A 21,903-nucleotide genomic window follows, 5' to 3' on the forward strand; every position below is an offset into this window, starting at 1 on the left:
TTTAAGGGAATAAAAAAGGGGGAGCTTATGCTCCCCCTTTTGGGGTTTCCATAATATAGGCTGTTTGAGTTAGCTAACCGCTCTTACTTTACCTTGTTTGAGATCTGACAGAACTTGCGCCTTTGGACCGTCGGCAATGATGCAGCCTTTCTCCATTACGATCACTCGGTCGACAATATCTAGCATCGATGTTTTGTGCGTAATCAGAATTAACGTCTCGCTCGGAAGCAACTGGTTAAGCTGGTGCTTGATGTGCATCTCTGAACGATTATCCATGGCACTGGTTGGTTCATCCATCAACAGCACTGGTGGGCGGCCTAAGAAGGCTCTGGCAATGGCAATCGACTGACGTTGACCACCAGAAAGTAAAGCACCACCTTCACCTACTTGACGCTCTAAGCCTGCAGGGTCTTGCTGAGTAAACGCGGTTACGCCTGCACGGTTTGCTGCATCCATCACGTCACGATCATCCACCAAAGGGCGACCTAAAGTGATGTTGTCTCTTACTGAACCGTAGAACAAGTTACTGTCTTGCGGCACACAGCCTATATTGCGTCGTACGTCGACATGATGCAGTTGCTCCATATCGGTGTCATCAATGCGCACATGGCCCTCTGTGGGCTTGTACAGGCCCATAATCAGACGTTCTAGTGTGGTTTTACCTGAACCGATGCGTCCTATGATCGCCACTTTTTCACCAGGTTTAATATGTAGGGTTAAATCTCTGATAGAAGCGACCGGTGAATCCGGATAGTGGAATGTTACCTTATCTAACGAGATATGCCCTTGAATAATCGGACGGTGGATGTAGCGTTTACCTTCTTCCTGTTCATCGGGCATCGACATTACTTGCTCAATCAGAGTCATTGATGACTTCGCTTGGTTGTAACGAGTCGAAAGCAGCGACAGCTGAACAAGAGGACCAATCGCTCGGCCGCTCAGCATGGTCGCAGCAATTAAGCCACCCATAGTCAGTTCACCTTCCGCAATCAGATACACACCAAAGATGATCATACCCACGTTGGTACTTTGCTGAACAAAGCCTGCAGTATTTTGGATGCTATCGGTAATACGTCGACTTTTGATATTCCAATTCGCCATGTGAGCAACGGCTTCTTCCCAACGGAATTGGAATTGGCTTTGCGCACTGAATAGCTTAACGGTTTCTAGACCCGCCAAACTCTCGATTAAGTTTGCGTATTTCTGCGAAGCAAGACGCGAACCTTCTTCAATGGTTCGACGCAATGGCCCTTGAATTAACAGTGCGTAGATGATCAGAATAACGACGCCAACTACGGGAACAAACACAAGGTTTCCGGCCATTAACCAAATGAGCGCCAAAAACATCAGCGCGAAGGGCAGGTCAATTAGCGAGCCAATGGTTGCGGAGGTAAAGAACTCTCGAATGGATTCGAACTCTTGCAAATTTTTAGCGAAAGCACCGACAGAAGCAGGCTTGGCTTCCATGCGAATACCCAGCACTTTGCTGAACAGTTTGGATGAAATCAGGATATCGGATTTCTTACCGGCAACATCAATGAAGTAGCTTCGCATCAATTTGAGCAGCAAATCGAATAGGAACACGACAAAGATACCACTTGCCAGCACCCACAAGGTTTCGAAGGCGAGGTTTGGCACGACTTTGTCGTACACCAAGCGTGTGAACATTGGCGCTGCAATGGCGAAAATGTTGATCAGAATAGACGCAATCAATACGTCTCGATAGATGTTTTTAGATTCCCAAATAGTGCTCCAAAACCAGTGACCTTTGCGTGTTTTTAGAACTTCTGGTGAACGTTCATCATAACGGAACTGTTTCTTTACCAAGAAGTAGCGGCCGATGAATTGTTCTTTCAGCTCTTCGACAGGAATGATAATTGGCACCATTCCGCTTTCTGCGGTAATGATTTCCGCTTCTTGTTTCTCTAAATCGATACTGTTGAGAACGCACGCCTCGCCTTGTTTAAGCAGTAGAACTGCAGGCAGAATCAGGTGGGGGATCTTTTCTAAGTCGGAACGGTTTTCTTTCGCCACTAATCCCGCTCGCTCCGCAGAACGAGGGAATAAGAAAGGGCTTAGCTTTCCATCTGATAGTGGTAGCCCATTGATCAACGCCTCGGGCGAGTTAGCTAAGCCGTAATATCGGCTAACGTAGATCAGTGAGTTCAATAGTGGATCTTGCATGTGATATTAACCCTTACAACTATTTATCAACAATGAAGCCTTGGAACACTTCTACGTAGTTATCAGACAGGATATCTAGCTGAGTCTGAGTTTCTATTCGAGACGCGATGGTCGTTATGCCTAGGTTGTGAGCGGTTCTAGAGATCGACGTTAAGGTGAACTTTTGTTTTTCATCATCAAGGTTATGTGTGAATAGGTAGTCTAGCTTCACATAGCTTGGACGGTATTCGTTGATGTAATCCAGTGATTGGAAGTTACGTCCGTAGTTGTCGACACCAAACACCGCTTCAGCATTGCGAATGGTGTTACACAAGAGAGCCGTGTAGTGCGGAACGTTGATGAAACAGTTTTCAGGAATCTCAAAGTGCAATAGGTGAGCGATTGAAGCGTTTTGTTCAAGTGTTTTTCCAATCCAGCGAATGAAGCTTGGTTGAGAAATACTGCTTGGTGAGATGTTGATAGCAACAGGGCTCGTTACTTCTTTTGCATTCAGCTTTTCAATCATCTTCTCGATAACGTATTGGTCGAGAATGTGGCTCATTTCAAGCTGTTCTAGTGCGTATAAGTACTGGTTGGCACCGTAACGTACGCCATCTTTTTCAATCGCAGAGAACACCTCTTGGTGATAGGTTTTGCCAAAGGCATTGTTTGCAGCTTGAAGACGGAAGGTAATGAGGTCGTTGATGATCGCTTCTTCGACCAACATGCGCCATTGTTGTTTGCCCATAACAGCGCCGTGATCGTCTGCAGTTACGTAGCCGTAAGAAAGCTCTCGGTTTGCCTTAGCACTTGAAAGAGCGTTATCCACCAGCGACATGATTTCAGTACTGGTCTTGCGCTTGTTGCTGTAGGTCACACCAAGAGCAATATGTGGATTTGCAGTGCCTGTTGGGTCTGAACCTAGGCTTTGTATACAGTTTACGATGCTGCTTGCTACAAGTTTAAGTTCGCTCTCATCAATGTTTGGCATAATGAAGCCGAACTCGTCACTAGAAATGCGGGCAATAGTGATGTCTGGTGATGAAATTGAAGCCTGCAGCTGCTCAGCTAGCTGGTGAACCAAGGCATCACCCTCTTGATAGCCTTTTTCATCGTATTCTTCACTAATAAACTCGGCTTTAAGCACCGCTAAACCACCTAAGCTGGACTCTTCTAACCACTGAGTTAACTGAGACATATAGTAAGCACGGTTACCTAGCTGAGATACTGGGTCGATATACGCTCTTTCACGTAATTTTTGAGCTTCTTTCGCTTGGTTCTTAAATGCCAGTTCAACTTGAGTCGACATGTGGTTGATACCATCGACAACTAAAGTTAGATCTTTTGTCTTCGGACGAGCCAGTGGTTCGCCAAACTGATTCTTGGCGATCTGATCCATCTTTGTAATGATCAAAGAAAGAGGGCGCAATGCGCGCTTAAGGATCCAAGAGATAGACACCAAACCTAGCAAGAAGATCGTGCCAAAGATACTCAGTAAGCGAATGAATGCATGCCAAAGTTGATCGTAGGCAGGGCCAGGGTGACTTACGATCTCGACTTCTGCCAATTGCATCCAGCCACTGGTGATCACACGGCGGTCATGAACAGGCTCGAACAGGTTTAGGTTGGTAAACCACTCTGGTACACCGGTTGGCTTTACAGGGTATGAGCGGAGAATGTCTTCACCGCTGTCGAGAAATATCAATCGAACGACGGAGTAAGAACTGCCATCAAACAGGGCGTTGATAACAGACTCTACTGCCACCTTGTCCTTTTCTTCTAGATAAGGGGCGAGAGCCAGTCCAACAGTATTAATGGTATTACTTACCTCAGAGCGTTGCTGCTCCTCTAAGTATCCACGGGTAGTATTGAATTCGATCATAAAAACTGACGTCATCAGCAGTATGAACACCGCAACCATCCCGACCACAAGCTGTTTATATAAAGTCATTGTACCTACTCATCGTAATTGATAATGGGTTTGTTTAATTTTAGAGAGCGCTCACGGGAACGTAAGTCGTTCCATAAGCTCAATCTTGAAGATTTCCCTGCTAACTTACCGCTGCCGGCTGCCGACTTGATCAGCCAAAGGTTCTTACCGTTGAAACTGTAAATTGGTCGTAGATCCGGGCGTTTGGAGCCGCGTTTAATTTCAGGGTTTAAGTTGTCCAAAATTAATGGTTCTGCACTCGGTGTGGAGTAGTAGGCCAACACCATGTGGAACTGGTTTAGCTCAAGTGCTTTTACGTACACTAATCGTAATTTCTTATCTGGGACGCCAAGCTCAAGCAAAGAGAAGTATTTTGCGATAGTAAAGTCTTCACAATCACCCGCGTTGCTGCCTAAAAACTCTAGTGGTGTCGCCCAGTAGTCATTCTTTCCCCAAAGTATGTTGTCATCGACAAAATACATTTGGTTGAAGAACTGGTTCACCGACCTGAGTTTCTCGTTTTCACTTAATCCATCGTATGACGTCATATTTGAACGCCACGTCGCAACTCGCTTTCCGGCTCTATCGCCGTAGGTTTTGGTCACCGCATCTATCCACCGTTGGTCGCTCTTGTTGAGCGCCACAGAGGTAAAAGAGGTGAGGATCAGCAACAACAGCGAAATCCGAGACTTCATAGTCTCTGCTCTTGTCTATTTGCTGTGTATTGAAAGGCGCTATCAAACATCAAACGTCCTTACTCTTTTAGTGCATTGTTTTGAGCGCTTAACAGTGGCTTCAACATGTACTCAAGCACGGTTCTTTTACCCGTGATGATATCGACAGAGGCGGTCATACCCGGAATGATCGGTAGTTCTTCGTTTTGTCCAAAATTGTGCTTTTCGGTGCGTACACGCACGATGTAGAAGCTGTTGCCCTCTTCATCTTGAGTGGTATCGGCACTGATGTGCTCTAACACGCCTTCTAGGCCACCGTATTTAGTGAAGTCATAGGCACTGAATTTAACGATCGCAGTCAATTCTGGGCGTAGGAAAGCGATATCTTGCGGGGCGATTTTGGCTTCGACCAATAGAGAGTCTTCGGTCGGTACAATTTCAACGATATCCATACCCGGTTGGATAACACCACCGACAGTATTAATACCAAGTGTTTTTACGGTGCCAGTTACCGGAGAAACCACCACAGTACGGTTTACTCGGTCTTCAAGGCCAACCGCCGATTCGGTCATTGCAGAGAGCTTATCTTGTGCTTGATTGAGCTTTTCTTGTTGTTCTGAACGGAAGTTCAGTGCGGCATCAATACGGCTGAGCATAGATTCTTTGATTGCTGAGCGTAGGAGAGGGATTTTGAGTTCGCTCGAGGTCATTTCTCGGCGAGTGTCGTTGACTTGTCTTTGTAGCTTAAGTAATTCGATTCTTGGTACCACCCCTTCATCGGCGAGAGGTTTGGTGATATCCAGCTCTTGGCGAGCAAATTGGTAACTCTGTTTTAGGTTACGAACACGAGCCTTAATTTCAATAAGGTCTTGTTGCTTTTGTTCAACTTGTTGATCAAAAACGGAAAGCTGGTTTTTTAGGTTATTCAGATCTTGACGATATTCGGCTTTTTGGCGACTAACCAGTTTAGGTTGAAGTTCATAGAATTTTGGTGGGAAAGCGAGTTTACCGTAATCAAGCAGCACACTCTTTTTCCACTCTTCTACCGAGAACTCTTCGTTAATGACGACACTAGTCAATGAAGCGGACAACATCAATACGCTGGCGGTTAAGTTCGCTACTTGTTGTTCACGTTCGCGGAAGTCAGAACGGAATCGTGTGTCATCGATTAACAGTAGTTGTTGGCCTTTTTGAACGCGCTGACCTTCTTTAACTAAGATCTCTTTAACCAAGCCACCTTCTAGGTTTTGGACCACTTGGATCTGAGAGGAAGGGATCACTTTGCCTTGGCCAACGGTAACCTTGTCGATTTCTGCCCAAGCAGACCACCCAATAGCAGCAATAAAAAACAGAACGATCACCCACAACATAATACGCGCACTGGTAGGCGTATTGAGGAGCAGTGCCGCTGTTTTATCATCGACATACTCGAGCTCGGTCTCGTTCAATTTGCTGAAATTTTTCTGACTCATAACAGTCCTTGTTCGCTAAATAAAAGTGCAAGCCTATTGAGTGTATTCTTACTTCTGATAAATGTTAAGATTTTGTTCCTTTAAATCTTTGAATTTATATATATTTCTTAATACTTATCGATTCTTGAAATCCGTTTTATCGAGTTGGTGCTTTCTTAGTTTGTCATACAGTGTTTTTCGCGACACCTGCAGCTCTTGTTGTACTTCTTTTAAGCGCCCTTGATGGCGGTGTAGTGCTTCTATCAAGATAATCTGCTCAAAGCTATCGGTGCGTTGGTTTAAAGACTGTTGTTGCTCTTCAATGCTTACATCAAGTTGGCTTTCGTCGTTTTGCTCATTGTTATCACTGTCGAGTGACGGTTGCTTCACTTGGGTCAACACTCTGAGTTCGGCATGTTGGCGAAGCTGGCGAATGTTCTCAGTCCAATGCGTTGCAATGAGTCGTTGAATCTCTTTTTCCGTGATGACGGGCGGCGGTAGCTGATAGCGACTTGCTGCACCGCGAGCAAAGTGTTTGAACAAAGAGCCAATATCTTCCGTTCTTTGCGCCAAGGGTAGTAAATTAAATCGGCGCAGTTCACCTGTAATTGTAGTAGGAACTACTGTAGTTGCGATAATGATACAAGTTGCATTTGTCTTGCATGAGTTTTCACGAAGTAAAGTCGGTTTTAGGTTCGCTAACCACAGCCATTGCTCTTGAGTTAATGCTTCTGTTTCATGGATATAGAGTGTTCCACCCTGATGTTTTAAGAACAGTTGCAAAATAAACTGATGAAATGTCGCTTCGTCACTGCGTGGCAAATTAAACGCTGCGACAGGGCAAAGCTCCGCAGTTTGATGGCTGTGTAAATCATGGGTGTATTGTGCTGTGACCCTTTTCCCCGTCCCTAAATCACCAACAAATAATAGAAGTGGGTTGGTTTTGGTATCTAGAGTGATCAATTCTCTGCGTAATTTTTGCATCGATGGCGATTGACCAATCAGTTTTGGCCCAACCTGATTTTGCATAGCCAACTCTTTACGCAATAGGTTGTTCTCTTCAACCAGTGCGAGTTTATCCGCCGCTTTTTTAACGGCAGTGAGTAGGGCATCGACCACAAATGGCTTTTCCAGAAAATCGTAAGCGCCGGCTTTCATTGCGGATACCGCTGTTTGCACGTCACCATGTCCGGTAAGTACGATGACCTGAAAATGAGGGTTTTGGTTGAGTAACTTTTGCGTTAATTGAATGCCATCCATAACCGGCATGTGAATATCGGTGATGACAATTCCGGCTTGCGCGGTATTTATCTTCTTTAGTGCCTCAATAGCATTGGGAAAGCACACGATATCGATGCCTTCAATTAGCATGGCTTGTTCTACGGAGTCTCGGATGGCGGGTTCATCGTCGACGAAATAGAGTTTAGGCATAGAGTGCAAAAGTTGAGTCCTTAGCAGTATGTGAGATTAGCGGTCATGTAAAATTCGTTTTCTAATCGCGATAATAGCGGCGCGTTAGCTCTTATCGTTATATAACGGGATATTTAGCGAGAATACCATGCCTGAGGGCTCTAACTGGTTCGCGCTGATCGTGCCGTGATACGCTTCAATAATCCGTTTCGATATTGAAAGCCCCAGTCCTAAGCCTTCTGGTTTGGTAGTAAAAAACGGGTCGAATAACTGTTCTAGTTTGTCATCCTGCATGCCAATTCCGTTATCCCAAATGATCAGCTGACAAATGTCATCATGCAGTTGCCATTCCACCCCAATTTGAGGGCTCGTTTGTTGGGCTAAGGCTTGGTGACCTAAAGCATTTTGAGCCATAGTTTGTTGTTGAAGTGCCTGAGTGGCATTGTGAATCAGATTCACCAGCACTTGTTCGAGTTCGGTTGGGTGAATTGCAATATTGATGTTATCTGGCACCGTACTTAGTCTTAGTGTAATGCCTTGCTTGATCATCAGCGCACTGAGAATACTGGTCGCGTTGTTGATCGCTTGGTGCAGGTTCGCCACATGGTGCTCCTGCTTGGTGACCTTGCGAGTAAAGACTTTAAGTCGCGCGATGATGTCGGTAATGGTGTTGTTTAGGCCTATCATTTTCTCAAGATTGCTTTTCACCAAATCGGTTCGTTCCATTTCAAGCAGTTTTAGGCTGTTCTCACTGTAGGTTCGGAGAGCTGCAAGCGGTTGGTTGATTTCGTGGTTAATACTGGCTGACAGCTCACCGAGTACCGCTAATTTTGCGGTTTGCGTCAGCTCTTGTTCTGTCTGTTTTAGCTTCAACTGTGACTCTTGGTATTGAAAAATGGTTTGTTGAAGCTGTTGATTGGATTGCTTCAAGTAGTGAGTGCGTTTATCAACGGTTTGCTCTAGGTTTTGGTTGAGGCGAGTCAACGCCACTTTCGCGAGATAAGTCTGGCGCCACGACCAAGCAATTAACACCACCAATATGTAAATTACGACGAAGATGACATCGATCTGCAAGACTTTAACAAGCTCAACTCTGCTGTCTTTTAGTGCTACAACTTGGTACTGGTTGTTGCTGACAGTTGCTGGGTAGAGGTTGAAGGTCCCGAGTTTAAATAATTGGTTAGCTGTGAGTTCTTTTTGTGCTTTATTAGGTTGAATTTCGTTGGGCTGCTCGACGCTGCTAGTTTCTTGTTTAGATTTGAAAGAACGAAAGGCTTCGATGATCGAAATTTCGCTTTGACCGTATTGGCGTTGAAGTGCGATATCCGTTTGTTGTTGCTGAGTTAAGGGCAACAATGAATGGTAAAGCCACGGTGCTTGGCTCGATAGAAAGACCACTTGGTTAGAGTCGAGTACCACGATCTCAAAATCATCGCTGGTCAGGATGTTTTCTAGGTTTTCTAAGCTCACTTTTACCGTGATAACCCCGACGATTTCTTCGTCTATATACAGAGGCGAAGATAGAAAATAACCGCGTACATTCGAGCGAGCGCCTAGCGCGACATACTGTGTGTTGTTGCCTTGAATGGCTGAAGCAAAGTAAGGGCGAAACGAGAAGTTCTCACCCACAAAGGTGCGAGGCTTTTGGTAATTACTGGAAGCGACCACAGTTCCACTTGGATCATGAATGTAGATGGTGTCCGCCTGGCTTTGATTCGACCATTCAAATAGCAATTGATTGAGCTGCGCAACGGAAATGTTGTCTGCTTTTGGTGATGAGTCAAAATAAGAGAGCAGACGTGGGTCATGACTGAGTAAGTCCGGGATCTGTTTGAATTTATCCAGTTCAGAATCAATTTGTAGATTGGCTTTATTGGCCGCTTCATTGAGTTGCTGAGTGACGATTTTTTCTTGGAATTGTACTGCCATAAAATGGGTTGCAGTCAGCCCAGCTACTCCCAATAGCAATGAGAATAAAACGAAGGGTGTCATTAGGTTAGGCAGTCTTTTAGTCACTCGGTTCTCAGCTTGTAATCGGTTTGTATAAAGATTATCAATATGATGGATAGAGTACCGAGATCTTGTTAACACAGAGCACCTTCTGTGAGACAAAACCTTGGTTGAGACTTGTGTTTCAAAGGATTACAGCGCAAAATCACAAAAAAATTGAAAGGAGCAACTAAATGGAACTGACAGATATTCGTCGCGAATACGCTAAGGGTGGATTGAGACGTAAAGACTTGGCCGCAGACCCGATTGAGCAATTCAATCTATGGCTAGAGCAAGCCATTGAAGCTAAGTTGACGGACCCTACTGCCATGACAGTTGCTACGGTTGATGAAAATGGTCAGCCCTTCCAAAGAATTGTTCTGCTGAAGAATGTTGATAAAGACGGTTTCGTTTTTTACACCAACTTAGGTAGCCGTAAGGCGCACCAGCTTGAGCACAATAGTAAAATTAGTTTGCACTTCCCTTGGCACCCTCTTGAGCGACAAGTTCATATTACGGGCACGGCTGAAAAGCTGACAGCTATGGAAAACATGAAGTACTTCTCGTCACGTCCAAAAGAGAGCCAGTTGGCGGCTATCGCAAGTAAACAAAGTAGCCGTATCTCAGCTCGTGGCATTTTAGAAGGCAAGTATTTAGAGCTTAAACAGAAGTTTGCGAAAGGAGAGATTCCAGTACCTTCTTTCTGGGGCGGCTTCCGAGTTCGTGTGGATAGTATTGAGTTCTGGCAGGGGGGAGAACACCGCTTGCATGACCGTTTCTTGTTCTCACGCCAAGACAACAGCTGGGACATTGACCGCCTAGCGCCATAGTTTGAGTCTGCTAGACTAAGTATTAAAGACAGTAAAATTAAGAAGATACCGTTGATTTTGTGTTTATTCACATCAACGGTATTTTTTTGTCTGTACTTTTATATAGGCACGAGCGTGCAGAACCGTCAATCAGTCGCTATGTAGAACAACTGAGATCTGTTTAGTGAGCAGAGTTTCTGGGATCACTGAGCCCAATCCCGAGTCCAACGCATACTCAATCAATTGGCTTTTACTGCGCGCATCGAATTTCTGTTTCAATCTAGCGACATGACCTTCGACTGTCTTGATTGAAATGTTCAACGTCAATGCAATGTATTGAGGTTTCTTACCGAAGAGCAGTAAAAAAAGTACCTCTGACTCGCGTGATGTTAGCTTCTTTTGCAATTTTGATACGCGAGGAGTTGAGCCCGCAATCGATGCTTGGTTGTCTTTGGCACAAGTCGCCTGACATACCCAGTGACCCACCTCTAGAATCGCCGTATCTGTTAGTTCTTGCCCATAGAAGATTGTGCCTTGTACGTTGTCGTTCTCATCAAGCCAAGGGGTTTTGGTAAAGATATGGGCGTGCCAGCGTCCGTCTGGATAGGGGTGAATATCGAGGATCTTAAGGGTACTGCGTGTATCCATCACATGCTTGTCTTGAGCTCTGAAGTCTTGTGCGCACTCCGTAGTTTGACTGGGCATGTCGAAGTCGGTCAAGCCAGTACAAGTCTCATTGGGTTTTAAGCCAATTAATTGGTTGTAAGCAAGGTTGGCGTACACGAAGACCGAATCAGTATCTTTGCAGCCCCAGCAGCCTGGAAGTTGTTCGAATAAAGAACGATGTATGGGGTTTAGTGATTCTGGCAAGGTTTTATCTCGTAAGAAGAGGTATATCAATGATATCAGTTTCTTATAGCGCTGCAATGGCAATTAGAGTTTGAATTTTTCACGAAAAAACCAGGGTGAATGACCGTTGAGCGAACTGCTGATTAACTGTATTAATCGCGGGGAATCTATGGGCATAGAGGGTGTTAAACAAGCAAAAAAAAGCCAGCCTGAAGAGGGGCTGGCTAAAGACAAGATATGCCTTGTCGACATGTAGAAGATTTTCAGTCTAATTTACGAGGGTCAGGTAAATTAAACTGAGGCATCAATTTGATACCCAGAGTGACTTACTACTCTATCGACGAATCTACTCCTAGGAGTGCTTATGCATAAGGGGGGAAATCCCCTATAAACGCTGCTCAATGTAATAATTGAGAACCTAGAGTAAATATTTTAGATTCTGAGCGAGTGATTGGGAGCCTATAGCTCTCGTACTACTCGGAATCCTAGATAGTTTGCTGCCGTTGAAGGCGGTACGTACAGTTCGTTATACACTTTCGCTTCTTCTGGAGAGAAGCTCCACGCGCCACCTTTAGCTAGGCCTTTCTGAATGGTTGTCCATTCCCAGACGTTACCTACCATGTCGTAGAAGCCTGTTGGCGTTGGCTGGAATGACTTAACTGGGGATGTACTAACGTTTGACCAAGGTGTACCAGCCCAGCCTGTGTTGGCCTTGCCTGAACGGAATTCATTGCCCCACCAGAAGTTGGTGTCTTGGCCTGCTCTTGCTGCGGCTTCCCACTCTTGTGGTGTTGGTAAACGGTAAGTGAAGCCTGTGTTTTTAGATAACCAACGAGTATAAGCCTTCGCATCGTTTTGGCTAACACAAACTACCGGTGAGTTATCAGCTTGCTTAAAGCCTGGGTTCTGCCAGTCATTGTCTGAAACCGTTGTGATTTCTGCATTGACGAACGTATCGCAGGTGTTCATCAGCTCTGCGTCTGTCTGGTAGCCTGTGCTTTTAACAAATGCTTTAAAGTCTTGAACACGTGTTGGTGTTGCTGCTAATGCAAATGGTTGTTTGATCGTCACTTGTTGTGCGTTGTTTTCACCCAGTAGGTAGCGACCTGATCCGACAACAATCATTTCAGGGCTCTGAATGTCGTTCCCCATCGGATCGGCAAATTTAGTACCGACATTCAGTGAGTTTTGCTTGGCTTGTAATACGGCTCGTAGGTTGTGATCGCGGGCTATTTTCAGCTCTTGATGGAAAGAAAGGTAGCCTTCTTTTTCGATCGTGACCATGTGTTGGCCCGTCGGTAACATCACTTCAACCGGTGTGCTGCCATAGTTTACGCCGTTGATGGAAACATTGTCGTTGTATTGATTGGAACGAACCACCAAGTTAACCCAAGCGACTTCTTTTTGCTGGTCGTTGGCTTGTTGCTCGCTTTGCGTGAAACAGTTTGATGACTGAATACCCAGCAGGCGACAAGGTGTGTTTTTATTTGGTCGAGTTTCTAGATTCGCCGCAATCACCGCTCGGTAACGATTATCCTCAGAAAAACCTGAGGATTTCACCTTGTGCTGCAGAACGTGAATGTTCAGTGAAGCAGACGCCAAGTGCTCTTTTACTGTTTTCGATTCAGTCGCGTTGTCTACAAGGCTGTGTTGGAATTGTTTTACCGCTTTTTGAAGTGCCAAGGTCACCGTTTGGTCAGAGCACTGCGCCAGTGTCATGTCGTTGCTGCAACGGTTGGTGAAGCTAACGGTTTGTTCTTCCGTCTGAGTGATCTCGTTTCTTAGTCGCTCGGCTCTTGCTCTTAGCTTGTCTTGGTTTAGGTTTGCGATTGAAGCTTCTGCCATCTCTTTCTCGGTCTGAATAGCCTCAAGTTCGATAACCAAGCCTTGCTGCTTCTGTTCTGAATCTGAAATCGCAAGCTTGCCTTCTTTCACGGTTTGCCAGGCGTCTTGGAAGCGATTTTGAGCGGGTGAGATATCGAAATCGGGCTCATCAATCATGCGTGTGTAATCTTGCTCTAGACTGGCTTTTGCTTTTGCGAGTGTTTGATCTGCCTGAGCCGATAATTCAGCTAGACGTGCCGTTTGCTGCGCCTGATTGTCGACTTCATTTTGTTTGTCAGCCAGTTTCTTCTCAACAGCCATTAAGTCGGCATGCTTTTCGAATAGTGAGCTTTCAATATCGGTGACAGAAGGCGCGATCGCTGGTGGTGTTGCCTCAGCGAAAACAGCAGGAGTCATTAGGCAGGGAGCAAGTGCAAATAGTAGAGTAGGAAGACCTTGGCGCATGATGGGCTACTTCAATCGTAATTTAGGTTAATCGAATATTCTAAACGAAAACGCCATTTCGTCTGCAGCTACTTTTTATAACTATCAACAAAATGGCGAGTATTCATTCAGCTTTGTGAAACAGGCACGGCTATTTCAATCTCAACGGGCTTAGCTGTTTATATCAGATTCAATACCCGACTTAGCTTTGCTTACTAGGAAGAAGCTTAACCCAAATTGTGTCGCTGCCGTTGATGGTAACTGTGCGGTTGTAAGACTCGTAACCTGGTTTTGAAATGGTTACTTGGTGACGACCACTTGGTAGTGCAACCTCAAGAGGTGTGCTGCCATACTTAATGCCGTTGATAGTTACTGAGTCATTGTACTGATCAGAACGCACCGTCACGTTAGCCCACTGTTTATCACTCTTCTTAACGACCGCTGCGTCACTGCCCGTTAAACAGTAGCGAGTTGAAACATTCAATAGGTTACATGCTGCGACAGCTTCCGGTTTTGCTTGAAGCTGAGCTTGCATCTGCATGAAGTAAGAGTTGTTGCCAGAGAAACCACTCTTGATCGCTTGGCTGTCTTGAACATGGATATTCAGCTGAACACCTTGTAAGTTTTGCTTCGCTAGTGTGCTTTCTGTGAGCTGCTCAAGTAATTGGCTCTTGAACGTTTGTACGGCTTTTTGATTGGTCAGGTATTTACCCTGAGCAGTACACTCACCTAGTGTCATTGTTGATGAACATGTGGTGGTGTAGCTGGTTTCTAGAACCGCACTTTCACGCAGTTCTGTTGCGATACGTTTTACGCGAGCTTCAACTTTTGACTCTCTCAAGTTTGCTAGCTCATTATTAAGACGAGCTTGCTTTTGTTTGATTTGAGAAAGGTGAATTTCGCTCTCGTTTATCGCTTGTTCGTTATCTAGCTGAGACGATTGATTCTCTTTAACTGCAGCCCAAGCGTCTTGGTAACTTTTTTGGAAAGAGACCAAATCCGTTTCTGGATCTTCAAGTAAACGACTGTACTGTTTATCGAGTACAGACTTAGCTCTGTTACGTTTTGCCTTAAGTTCTTCACCTTCGCGTAACAACTTGCTGTTCTTATTTTGAAGTTGTTTTAGGTTTTCAGTCGCCGATACTTTGGTTGCTGAAATACGCTCAATATCTGAGTTTTTCTCTGTTAGCTTTGCATCGATGGCTGAAACGGGATCGACTTGATTCAGTTCTTCAGCGGATACCGATGCAGATACCCAAAGTGGGGATAGCGCGAGTAAAAGCGCTGAAATTCGAAAGTTAGTCATAGGTCCCTGCAACTTGTAGATTGAAATTGGCTCGTTAATAAAGTGTCTACTTCCTAGTTGTGAGTCACTAGTTATTAGCAATTAACACAGTACCCGTCTTTATACCGTTTTATTGCTATCCAATCTACTCAAAAGCCAAGTTTCGGTACTTCGGATACACTTTTTACAGGTTTATAGCCAATTATTTGAGCTATATAAGAAAATTTATTCATTATGTTGGGGCGATGAAGCATTTATTGACGACATGGTTTTTCGTGTTTGTGTGATTGCTTGTGAAGTCCCTAAACTCGCCGGAACGATTGGTTTTACAATGCCCGTAGTTTATACACTCTTGATCATCTTTCCGGAGGCATGATCAAGATGATCGCCGTGATGATCTTTCCTTTGGGGGCAGGAAATGACTCTCATGATCATTTACAAATTCATCTTATGCAGATTTCAGAGTATTATTCTTACTATGTCGATCTGAGTACTTTGCTGTCATGCCAAAACCTTTACCCTTTCCAAACCTAGACTTGTCCCCGCTAGGCCTTACTGGCCCTCGACCTGCGGAGATCATTACTTTGCCTTCGCATATGGATTGTCACGATCACCACTATTCGCAGGTAGTGATTGGTTTGAAAGGTCAGGCGGAATTTGAAGTTTGTGGTAAAGGTAATCTTATCGGGCCGGGTCAAGGTTGTGTGGTAACGGCGAGCTCTGATCATGCTTTCGGTGGTGTGGTCGGTCAGTCGGATATCCTAGTGCTCAACATGCCTGTGCCAACTGATGATGACCCTCTAATGCTAGAGAAGATTAACCAGTTAGAATCATCGAGCGTCTACTTCCAATTAGATGCGCAAATTCAAAAGCTTATCCATATGTTGGTGCAAGAGATGCAGGCCAGCCCTGATGATCTATTGCTAAGCCGTGCCTGTAATGACACGGTGATCGCGTTAATGCAAAGACACATCTCGGCATTTGAAACCTCGATTAAAGACTCGCGTTTTGATCTTGAAGCATTGGATCGCTACATCGAGCAACACCTCGCGAATAAGATCTCGGTCGCGCAGCTTGCTGGCAGTGTGTTCTTGGGGGAAAGCCAGTTTCATATGCTGTTCAAAGAACAAATGGGTATTACACCTCACCAGTATGTTCTTGGTAAGCGTATCGATCGCTCTCGCCGCTTAATTGAACAAGGTAATCTTAGCCTTGGTCAGGTCGCAGAGCTTGCTGGTTTCTCCGGTCAATCCTCCTTTACTCACACCTTTTCACGCCTTCAAGGTATGTCTCCATCTCAATACAAAAAGAAAATTTCTGTTAAATAGTGAAACAAAACGGCATATTATTTTAAAGTTTCATATGTGACGTTGTGTTTGTTTTGTTAATAAAGCGAGTTTTTAGCAAAAAACTCGGAGTTTTTGACAAGTAATCCTTATATACTCTAAATACACTGCAGCCATTGTAGAGATCCCCGGGCTAATTCCGGGTGTGAGATTAAGGAAAACGCATGTTTACAGCTACTGATGTGTTAAAGCCAGAATTCAATGAGCAGTCGCTTGCTGATCTATGGTCGCTTATCTCACCATTATATATGGTGGATGAAACCCAATGGCTAGAGCAACTTCTGCCACTAGCTACCCCTTCTGAGTCTGAAAAGCAGCAAATCACAGACAAAACGACTTCTTTGATCGAAGCTATCCGTGCGGATAAAACTTCTATCCAGATGATCGATGCGCTGTTGCTTGAATACAGCTTAGATACTCAAGAGGGCATCTTGCTGATGTGTCTGGCGGAAGCCTTGATGCGTATTCCTGATTCAGCAACCGCTGATGCACTGATTCGCGACAAGTTAAGTGTTGCGGATTGGAAATCTCATCTAAAGAATTCTGACTCAGTGTTTGTTAACGCATCCACTTGGGGCTTAATGCTCACAGGTAAGGTGGTTGGGCTTTCATCTAAAGAGCAGAGTGCCGGTCAAGCCGTGAACCGCTTAGTGAACAAGCTTTCTGAGCCGGTGATTCGTAAAGCGATGCACCAAGCCATGAAGGTGATGGGTCACCAATTCGTTCTTGGCCGCAGTATTGCTGAAGCGCAAAAGAACGGTAAGTCTATGCGTGACAAAGGCTTTACCTACTCATACGACATGCTCGGTGAAGCAGCATTAACCACAGCTGACGCAAACAAGTACTTTAAAGATTACCTAATGGCGATTGAAGCCGTAGGTCGAGACACGTATGTCTCTTCAAAATCGAGCCCAGCTCCATCGGTATCGATTAAGCTTTCTGCGCTTCACCCTCGTTATGAAGTGGCGAACGAAGACCGCGTACTGACTGAACTTTGTGGCACGCTAGAGCAGCTATTGCGCCGTGCTGTCGAGCTTGATGTTGCGATTACGATTGATGCTGAAGAAGCGGATCGCCTTGAGTTATCTCTTAAATTATTCGAAAAACTGTACCGCACTGACCTTGTGAAAGGTTGGGGTAAGTTTGGTCTGGTTATTCAGGCTTACTCAAAGCGTGCATTACCGGTTCTAGTATGGCTAAACCGTCTAGCAAAAGAGCAGGGTGATTTAATCCCGCTTCGCTTGGTGAAAGGCGCGTACTGGGACAGCGAGATCAAATGGTCGCAACAAGCGGGCTTTACTGATTACCCAGTTTACACACGTAAAGAAGCGACTGATGTGGCTTACCTTGCTTGTGCACGCTACCTATTGAGCCCAAGTGTTCGTGGCAATATCTTCCCGCAGTTTGCGAGCCATAATGCTCACACCGTTTCTGCTATTGCAGTGATGACTGACCATAAAGACTTTGAATTCCAACGCTTACACGGCATGGGTGATTCTCTTTATAACCATGCAATGGAAGCTTACCAACAGTCGGTACGTATTTACGCACCTGTTGGCAGCCATAAAGATCTACTGCCATACCTAGTACGTCGCTTGTTAGAAAATGGCGCAAACAGCTCGTTTGTACACCGTCTAGTTGATGCACGTTGCCCAGTGGCAGAGCTGACTCAACACCCTGTCGATATGCTTCTGGCATTCGATACATTACATAACACCAAGATTCCATTACCACCGGCAGTATTCCCTGAGCGTAAAAACTCTTACGGTGTGAACATTGATATCGAAAGCGAAGCGCATCAGTTTGAAGAGCAAGTAAAAGGCTTCTTAAACAATCAATGGACTGCTGGCCCTGTGATCAACGGTGAATCTCTTGCCGAAAGCATGATCAAGGCTGATCAGAATATTGAGCAAGTGACGGCACCTTACGATCGTCGAATTAACGTGGGTCAGGTGGCTTTCGCTAACCTTGATCATGTTTCCGCAGCGATCACTGGCGCAGACGCGGCATTCGCTGATTGGAACGCAACTTCGGTAGAAACCAAAGCGGCTGCACTTGAGAAGCTGGCTGACCTAATGGAAGACAACCTAGCTGAGCTGGTGGCGATTTGTCATCAAGAAGCGGGTAAGACAATTCACGATAGCATTGATGAAGTACGTGAAGCAGTCGACTTCTGTCGTTACTACGCAAAACAAGCGGACAACCTACAAGGTTTCGAACTAAAAGGTTTTGACGGTCAAACTCGAATCGCTTCACGACAAGGTCGTGGTGTGTTCGTTTGTATCAGCCCTTGGAACTTCCCTCTCGCTATCTTCCTTGGCCAAATTACAGCGGCACTAGTCGCAGGTAACACGGTTGTGGCGAAACCTGCAGAGCAAACAAGCTTGATTGCAGCTCGTGCGGTTGAACTGATGAATGAAGCAGGCTTCCCTGCTGGCACGATTCAGTTACTACCGGGTCGTGGCGCTGAGATCGGCAGTGCACTAACCAGCCATGATGCAATTGCTGGTGTTGCCTTTACGGGTTCAACACCAACAGCACAACGTATCAACGTGTCATTGGCGAGTCGTAACGCTAAGCCTGTTCCGTTTATCGCGGAAACCGGTGGTCAGAATGCAATGATCGTCGACAGTACCGCACTGCCAGAACAGGTGGTTCGTGATGTTATTCGTTCTGCATTCGCTTCAGCAGGTCAACGTTGTTCTGCACTGCGTGTGCTTTACATCCAAGAAGACATCGCAGACCGTGTGATTGCATTGATTCATGGTGCAATGGACGAATTGAGTGTTGGCATTCCACATCTTCATAAAACCGATGTTGGCCCTGTTATCGACCAAAACGCGAAACAGAAGTTGTTGGCTCACTTAGAAAACATGACCAATACCCAGAAGAAGGTGGCTCAACTTTCTCTAGGTACGGATTGTGAACATGGTGACTTTGTCCCACCAAGTGCGTTTGAAATTGATGACATCAGTTGCTTGAAAGAAGAACAGTTTGGCCCTGTGCTGCACATTGTTCGCTTCAAAGCGAGTGAACTGGCGCAAGTGGTTGATCAAATTAACCAAACTGGTTTTGGTTTAACCATGGGTATCCACAGCCGTAACGAAACAACTTACCGTTGGATCGAAAAACACGTTCGTGTGGGTAACTGCTACATCAACCGTGACCAAGTGGGCGCTGTTGTTGGTGTACAACCATTTGGTGGTCAAGGTTTGTCGGGTACAGGCCCTAAAGCGGGCGGTCCTCACTACCTATATCGCTTTACTGATGTTCATTTTTCTCAATCACAAGACAAGGCATAAGGAGCAGTATCATGGTTCATCAAGTGACAGGTTTTTCTGATGCTTTGTTAGCGTGGGAACAATGGAATCTTACCGACTTTGATCATAAGAGTGCTCAGGTACTTTCATTTAAATCAGAGATCGAGAGTCAATCTAAGCCTTTGGCGGCGGTGGCGACTTATCACCTAGAGCAAGCGTCTGCGCTGCTTTCTGAACAACATCTAATGGCTGGCCCTACGGGCGAAACCAATGAGCTGTATGCCGCAGGTCGTGGTGTGGCTTTAGTGATTGTTGATGATTGTGAAGAGAAAGTGCCGGCACTGCAAACCGCAATGGCAATGATTACCGCTGCACTATTGGCTGGTAACAGCGTTCAATTGTGCAGTGATGACGTGCAGTTCAACACCTTAATTTCTGAGGCTGCGAAACAAGCGAATTTGCCAACTAACTTGGTACAGGTTGCCTCGTATGACGCCGCTCAACAGTTGCTGTCTTACGATGTACGAAGTGCAGGTTATGTGGGTAATTCACAAACGGCACAAGCTATCAATTTACAGCTTGCTAAGCGTGACGGTGCAATCGTCGGTTTAGTCGCTGAAACGGATCTGACGGCAATGAATGTTGCTAATGATCCACACCTATCGCTGCGCTTCATTACCGAGCGCACGCGAACTATAAATATAACAGCCGTGGGCGGTAACGCGACCTTGCTCGAACTTGGAAGCGAAGCTCACTAACCTTCAGTAAAATTGGCTCTAATCACTTTTGGTTTTTTCCACTTTTGGATTTAACCCATAGTGCTTTGGAGCCTGAATACCTAACTCAATGCACTCGCTTGCCTTTACGGTGAGTGTCTTGCATTGAATTAGGCATGGAAGGCTTTCTACAAAATGAGGACTATCAAATGATAGAAAACAGTTTTGCAATAACGACGACGTTCATTGCGTATCTAATTATGATGCTAGCGATCGGTGTTATTGCTTACAAACGTACATCTAACTCAACTGACTACTTCCTAGGTGGTCGTTCGTTAGGCCCATGGCCTGCTGCACTTTCTGCTGGTGCATCAGACATGAGTGGTTGGTTGCTACTTGGCCTGCCTGGTTACGCTTACGCCGCTGGCTTTGAAGCATTTTGGCTTGCTGGTGGCCTACTTGTTGGTACTTGGGCAAACTGGTTAATCAGTGCTAAACGCCTACGTACTTACAGTATTACGACAGAATCACTGACGCTGCCTGAGTTCCTATCTCGTCGCTTCAACGATAACTCTAAGCTGATCCAAACAATTTCTGCTTTCTTTATCCTTTTATTCTTCCTTTTCTACACAAGTTCAGGCTTGGTAGCTGGTGGTAAATTGTTTGAAACGGTATTCGGCCTAGATTACACAACGGCGGTAATTATCGGTACGGTATGTGTGGTTTCGTACACCCTGTTTGGTGGTTTCCTTGCGGTATCTTGGACTGACTTGGTTCAAGGTTTACTAATGTCTGCTGCGCTATTGATTGTACCAATCGCAGCAATGAACGGCGGCCTTGGTCAGCTATCTAGCGACCTACACAACATCAACCCAGAGCTACTAACGCTATGGAATGATGCGAAAGGTGAGCCGCTTTCTGCTATCGCGATCATCTCGCTAGCGGCATGGGGTCTAGGTTACTTCGGTCAACCACACATCCTTGCTCGTTTCAAAGCAACACGTACTAATAAAGACTTAACAACAGCGCGTCGTATCGCGGTGGTATGGACTGCACTGTCTATGATTGGTGCAATGCTTGTGGGTCTTGTTGGTCTAATCTACGTGACGAACTCTGGTGCACCTAAGTTAGACGATGGCGAGAAGATCTTCATGCTTCTTGTGAACGCGATGTTCCACCCAGTAATCGCAGGTATCCTACTTGCTGCAATCCTAGCGGCAATCATGAGTACTGCGGATTCACAACTTCTTGTTTCTTCATCTGCAATGGCAGAAGACTTGTACAAGCAAGTGCTTAAGAAAGATGCGACGTCTGAAGAGATCGTTCGTGTAGGCCGCTTCGCGGTTATCCTAATCTCTCTGATTGCTCTTGTGTTAGCGATGACGCCAGACAGTTCAGTACTTGGCCTTGTATCTTACGCATGGGCTGGTTTTGGTGCTGCATTCGGTCCAGCTATCGTATTGAGCCTGTACTGGTCTCGTATGAACCGTAACGGCGCTCTAGCCGGCATCGTGGTTGGTGGTGTTACGATTGTACTTTGGAAGCAGTTCACGGGCGGTTGGTTCGATGTGTATGAAATCGTACCAGGAATCATCCTATCAACGATTTCTATCGTTGTAGTTAGCTTGATTACTGGTGAGCCAGAAGATGAAGTTAAGAAGCAACACGCTGAGTTCGAGAAGAACCTAGTTGAGCTAGACTAGTTCCGTTGGAGTTCGTCTAGGTGAAAAACTAGACGAATTTACATTGTAAA

Annotated in this window: 14 protein-coding genes; 5 read left to right on the forward strand and 9 right to left on the reverse strand. The window is 45.4% G+C overall.

Going from position 1 to position 21,903, the window contains the following annotated elements:
- Window positions 1–69 precede the first annotated feature (69 nt).
- From OCV56_RS22035 to OCV56_RS22060, 6 genes are all read right to left on the reverse strand, one after another.
- A complete protein-coding gene (locus OCV56_RS22035; protein WP_086714658.1) occupies window positions 70–2,184 on the reverse strand; it encodes a type I secretion system permease/ATPase in 2,115 nt (704 codons plus the stop codon).
- A gap of 19 nt (window positions 2,185–2,203) precedes the next feature.
- Window positions 2,204–4,114, reverse strand: coding sequence for a bifunctional diguanylate cyclase/phosphodiesterase (locus OCV56_RS22040; RefSeq protein WP_086714659.1), 1,911 nt, complete (start codon window positions 4,112–4,114; stop codon window positions 2,204–2,206).
- A gap of 5 nt (window positions 4,115–4,119) precedes the next feature.
- Complete coding sequence (locus OCV56_RS22045; RefSeq protein ID WP_086714660.1) at window positions 4,120–4,788, reverse strand: transglutaminase-like cysteine peptidase; 669 nt, start codon at window positions 4,786–4,788, stop codon at window positions 4,120–4,122.
- A gap of 59 nt (window positions 4,789–4,847) precedes the next feature.
- Window positions 4,848–6,239 (reverse strand): HlyD family type I secretion periplasmic adaptor subunit, encoded by a 1,392-nt coding sequence (locus OCV56_RS22050; protein ID WP_086714661.1) that lies wholly within the window; start codon window positions 6,237–6,239, stop codon window positions 4,848–4,850.
- Between the two features lie 114 nt (window positions 6,240–6,353).
- Window positions 6,354–7,649, reverse strand: coding sequence for a sigma-54-dependent transcriptional regulator (locus OCV56_RS22055; RefSeq protein WP_086714662.1), 1,296 nt, complete (start codon window positions 7,647–7,649; stop codon window positions 6,354–6,356).
- A gap of 84 nt (window positions 7,650–7,733) precedes the next feature.
- A complete protein-coding gene (locus OCV56_RS22060) occupies window positions 7,734–9,644 on the reverse strand; it encodes a sensor histidine kinase (protein WP_086714663.1) in 1,911 nt (636 codons plus the stop codon).
- 167 nt (window positions 9,645–9,811) lie between these two features.
- Between OCV56_RS22060 and pdxH the strand changes: the two genes are divergently transcribed.
- Window positions 9,812–10,447, forward strand: a complete 636-nt coding sequence (gene pdxH / locus OCV56_RS22065; protein ID WP_017061203.1) for a pyridoxamine 5'-phosphate oxidase — start codon at window positions 9,812–9,814, stop codon at window positions 10,445–10,447.
- A 129-nt stretch (window positions 10,448–10,576) separates the two neighbouring features.
- Here the strand turns inward: pdxH and OCV56_RS22070 are convergent, their stop codons facing one another.
- The 3 genes from OCV56_RS22070 to OCV56_RS22080 all read right to left on the reverse strand — a co-directional run bounded on the left by OCV56_RS22070 (window position 10,577) and on the right by OCV56_RS22080 (window position 14,849).
- The gene (locus OCV56_RS22070) at window positions 10,577–11,359 is read right to left on the reverse strand and encodes a helix-turn-helix transcriptional regulator (protein WP_086714664.1); all 783 of its coding nucleotides are present in this window, start codon (window positions 11,357–11,359) and stop codon (window positions 10,577–10,579) included.
- Window positions 11,360–11,734: 375 nt separating this feature from the next.
- The gene (locus tag OCV56_RS22075; RefSeq protein ID WP_086714665.1) at window positions 11,735–13,564 is read right to left on the reverse strand and encodes an SUMF1/EgtB/PvdO family nonheme iron enzyme; all 1,830 of its coding nucleotides are present in this window, start codon (window positions 13,562–13,564) and stop codon (window positions 11,735–11,737) included.
- Window positions 13,565–13,745: 181 nt separating this feature from the next.
- On the reverse strand, window positions 13,746–14,849 hold the full coding sequence (locus OCV56_RS22080) for a PEGA domain-containing protein (protein WP_086714666.1): 1,104 nt from the start codon (window positions 14,847–14,849) through the stop codon (window positions 13,746–13,748).
- Window positions 14,850–15,331: 482 nt separating this feature from the next.
- On the opposite strand from OCV56_RS22080, the gene OCV56_RS22085 reads away from it, so the two are divergent.
- The 4 genes from OCV56_RS22085 (at window position 15,332) to putP (ending at window position 21,853) form a co-directional block, all read left to right on the forward strand.
- A complete protein-coding gene (locus tag OCV56_RS22085; protein ID WP_086714667.1) occupies window positions 15,332–16,156 on the forward strand; it encodes an AraC family transcriptional regulator in 825 nt (274 codons plus the stop codon).
- A 182-nt stretch (window positions 16,157–16,338) separates the two neighbouring features.
- Complete coding sequence (gene putA, locus OCV56_RS22090) at window positions 16,339–19,476, forward strand: bifunctional proline dehydrogenase/L-glutamate gamma-semialdehyde dehydrogenase PutA (RefSeq protein WP_086714668.1); 3,138 nt, start codon at window positions 16,339–16,341, stop codon at window positions 19,474–19,476.
- An 11-nt stretch (window positions 19,477–19,487) separates the two neighbouring features.
- Window positions 19,488–20,192 carry a 1-pyrroline-5-carboxylate dehydrogenase gene (locus tag OCV56_RS22095; protein WP_086714669.1) on the forward strand — a complete coding sequence of 235 codons (705 nt, stop codon included), beginning with the start codon at window positions 19,488–19,490 and terminating at the stop codon, window positions 20,190–20,192.
- Window positions 20,193–20,326: 134 nt separating this feature from the next.
- The gene (gene putP, locus OCV56_RS22100; RefSeq protein WP_170926838.1) at window positions 20,327–21,853 is read left to right on the forward strand and encodes a sodium/proline symporter PutP; all 1,527 of its coding nucleotides are present in this window, start codon (window positions 20,327–20,329) and stop codon (window positions 21,851–21,853) included.
- Window positions 21,854–21,903 lie beyond the last annotated feature (50 nt).

Source organism: Vibrio gigantis (assembly GCF_024347515.1).
Taxonomy (GTDB): Bacteria; Pseudomonadota; Gammaproteobacteria; order Enterobacterales; family Vibrionaceae; genus Vibrio; species Vibrio gigantis.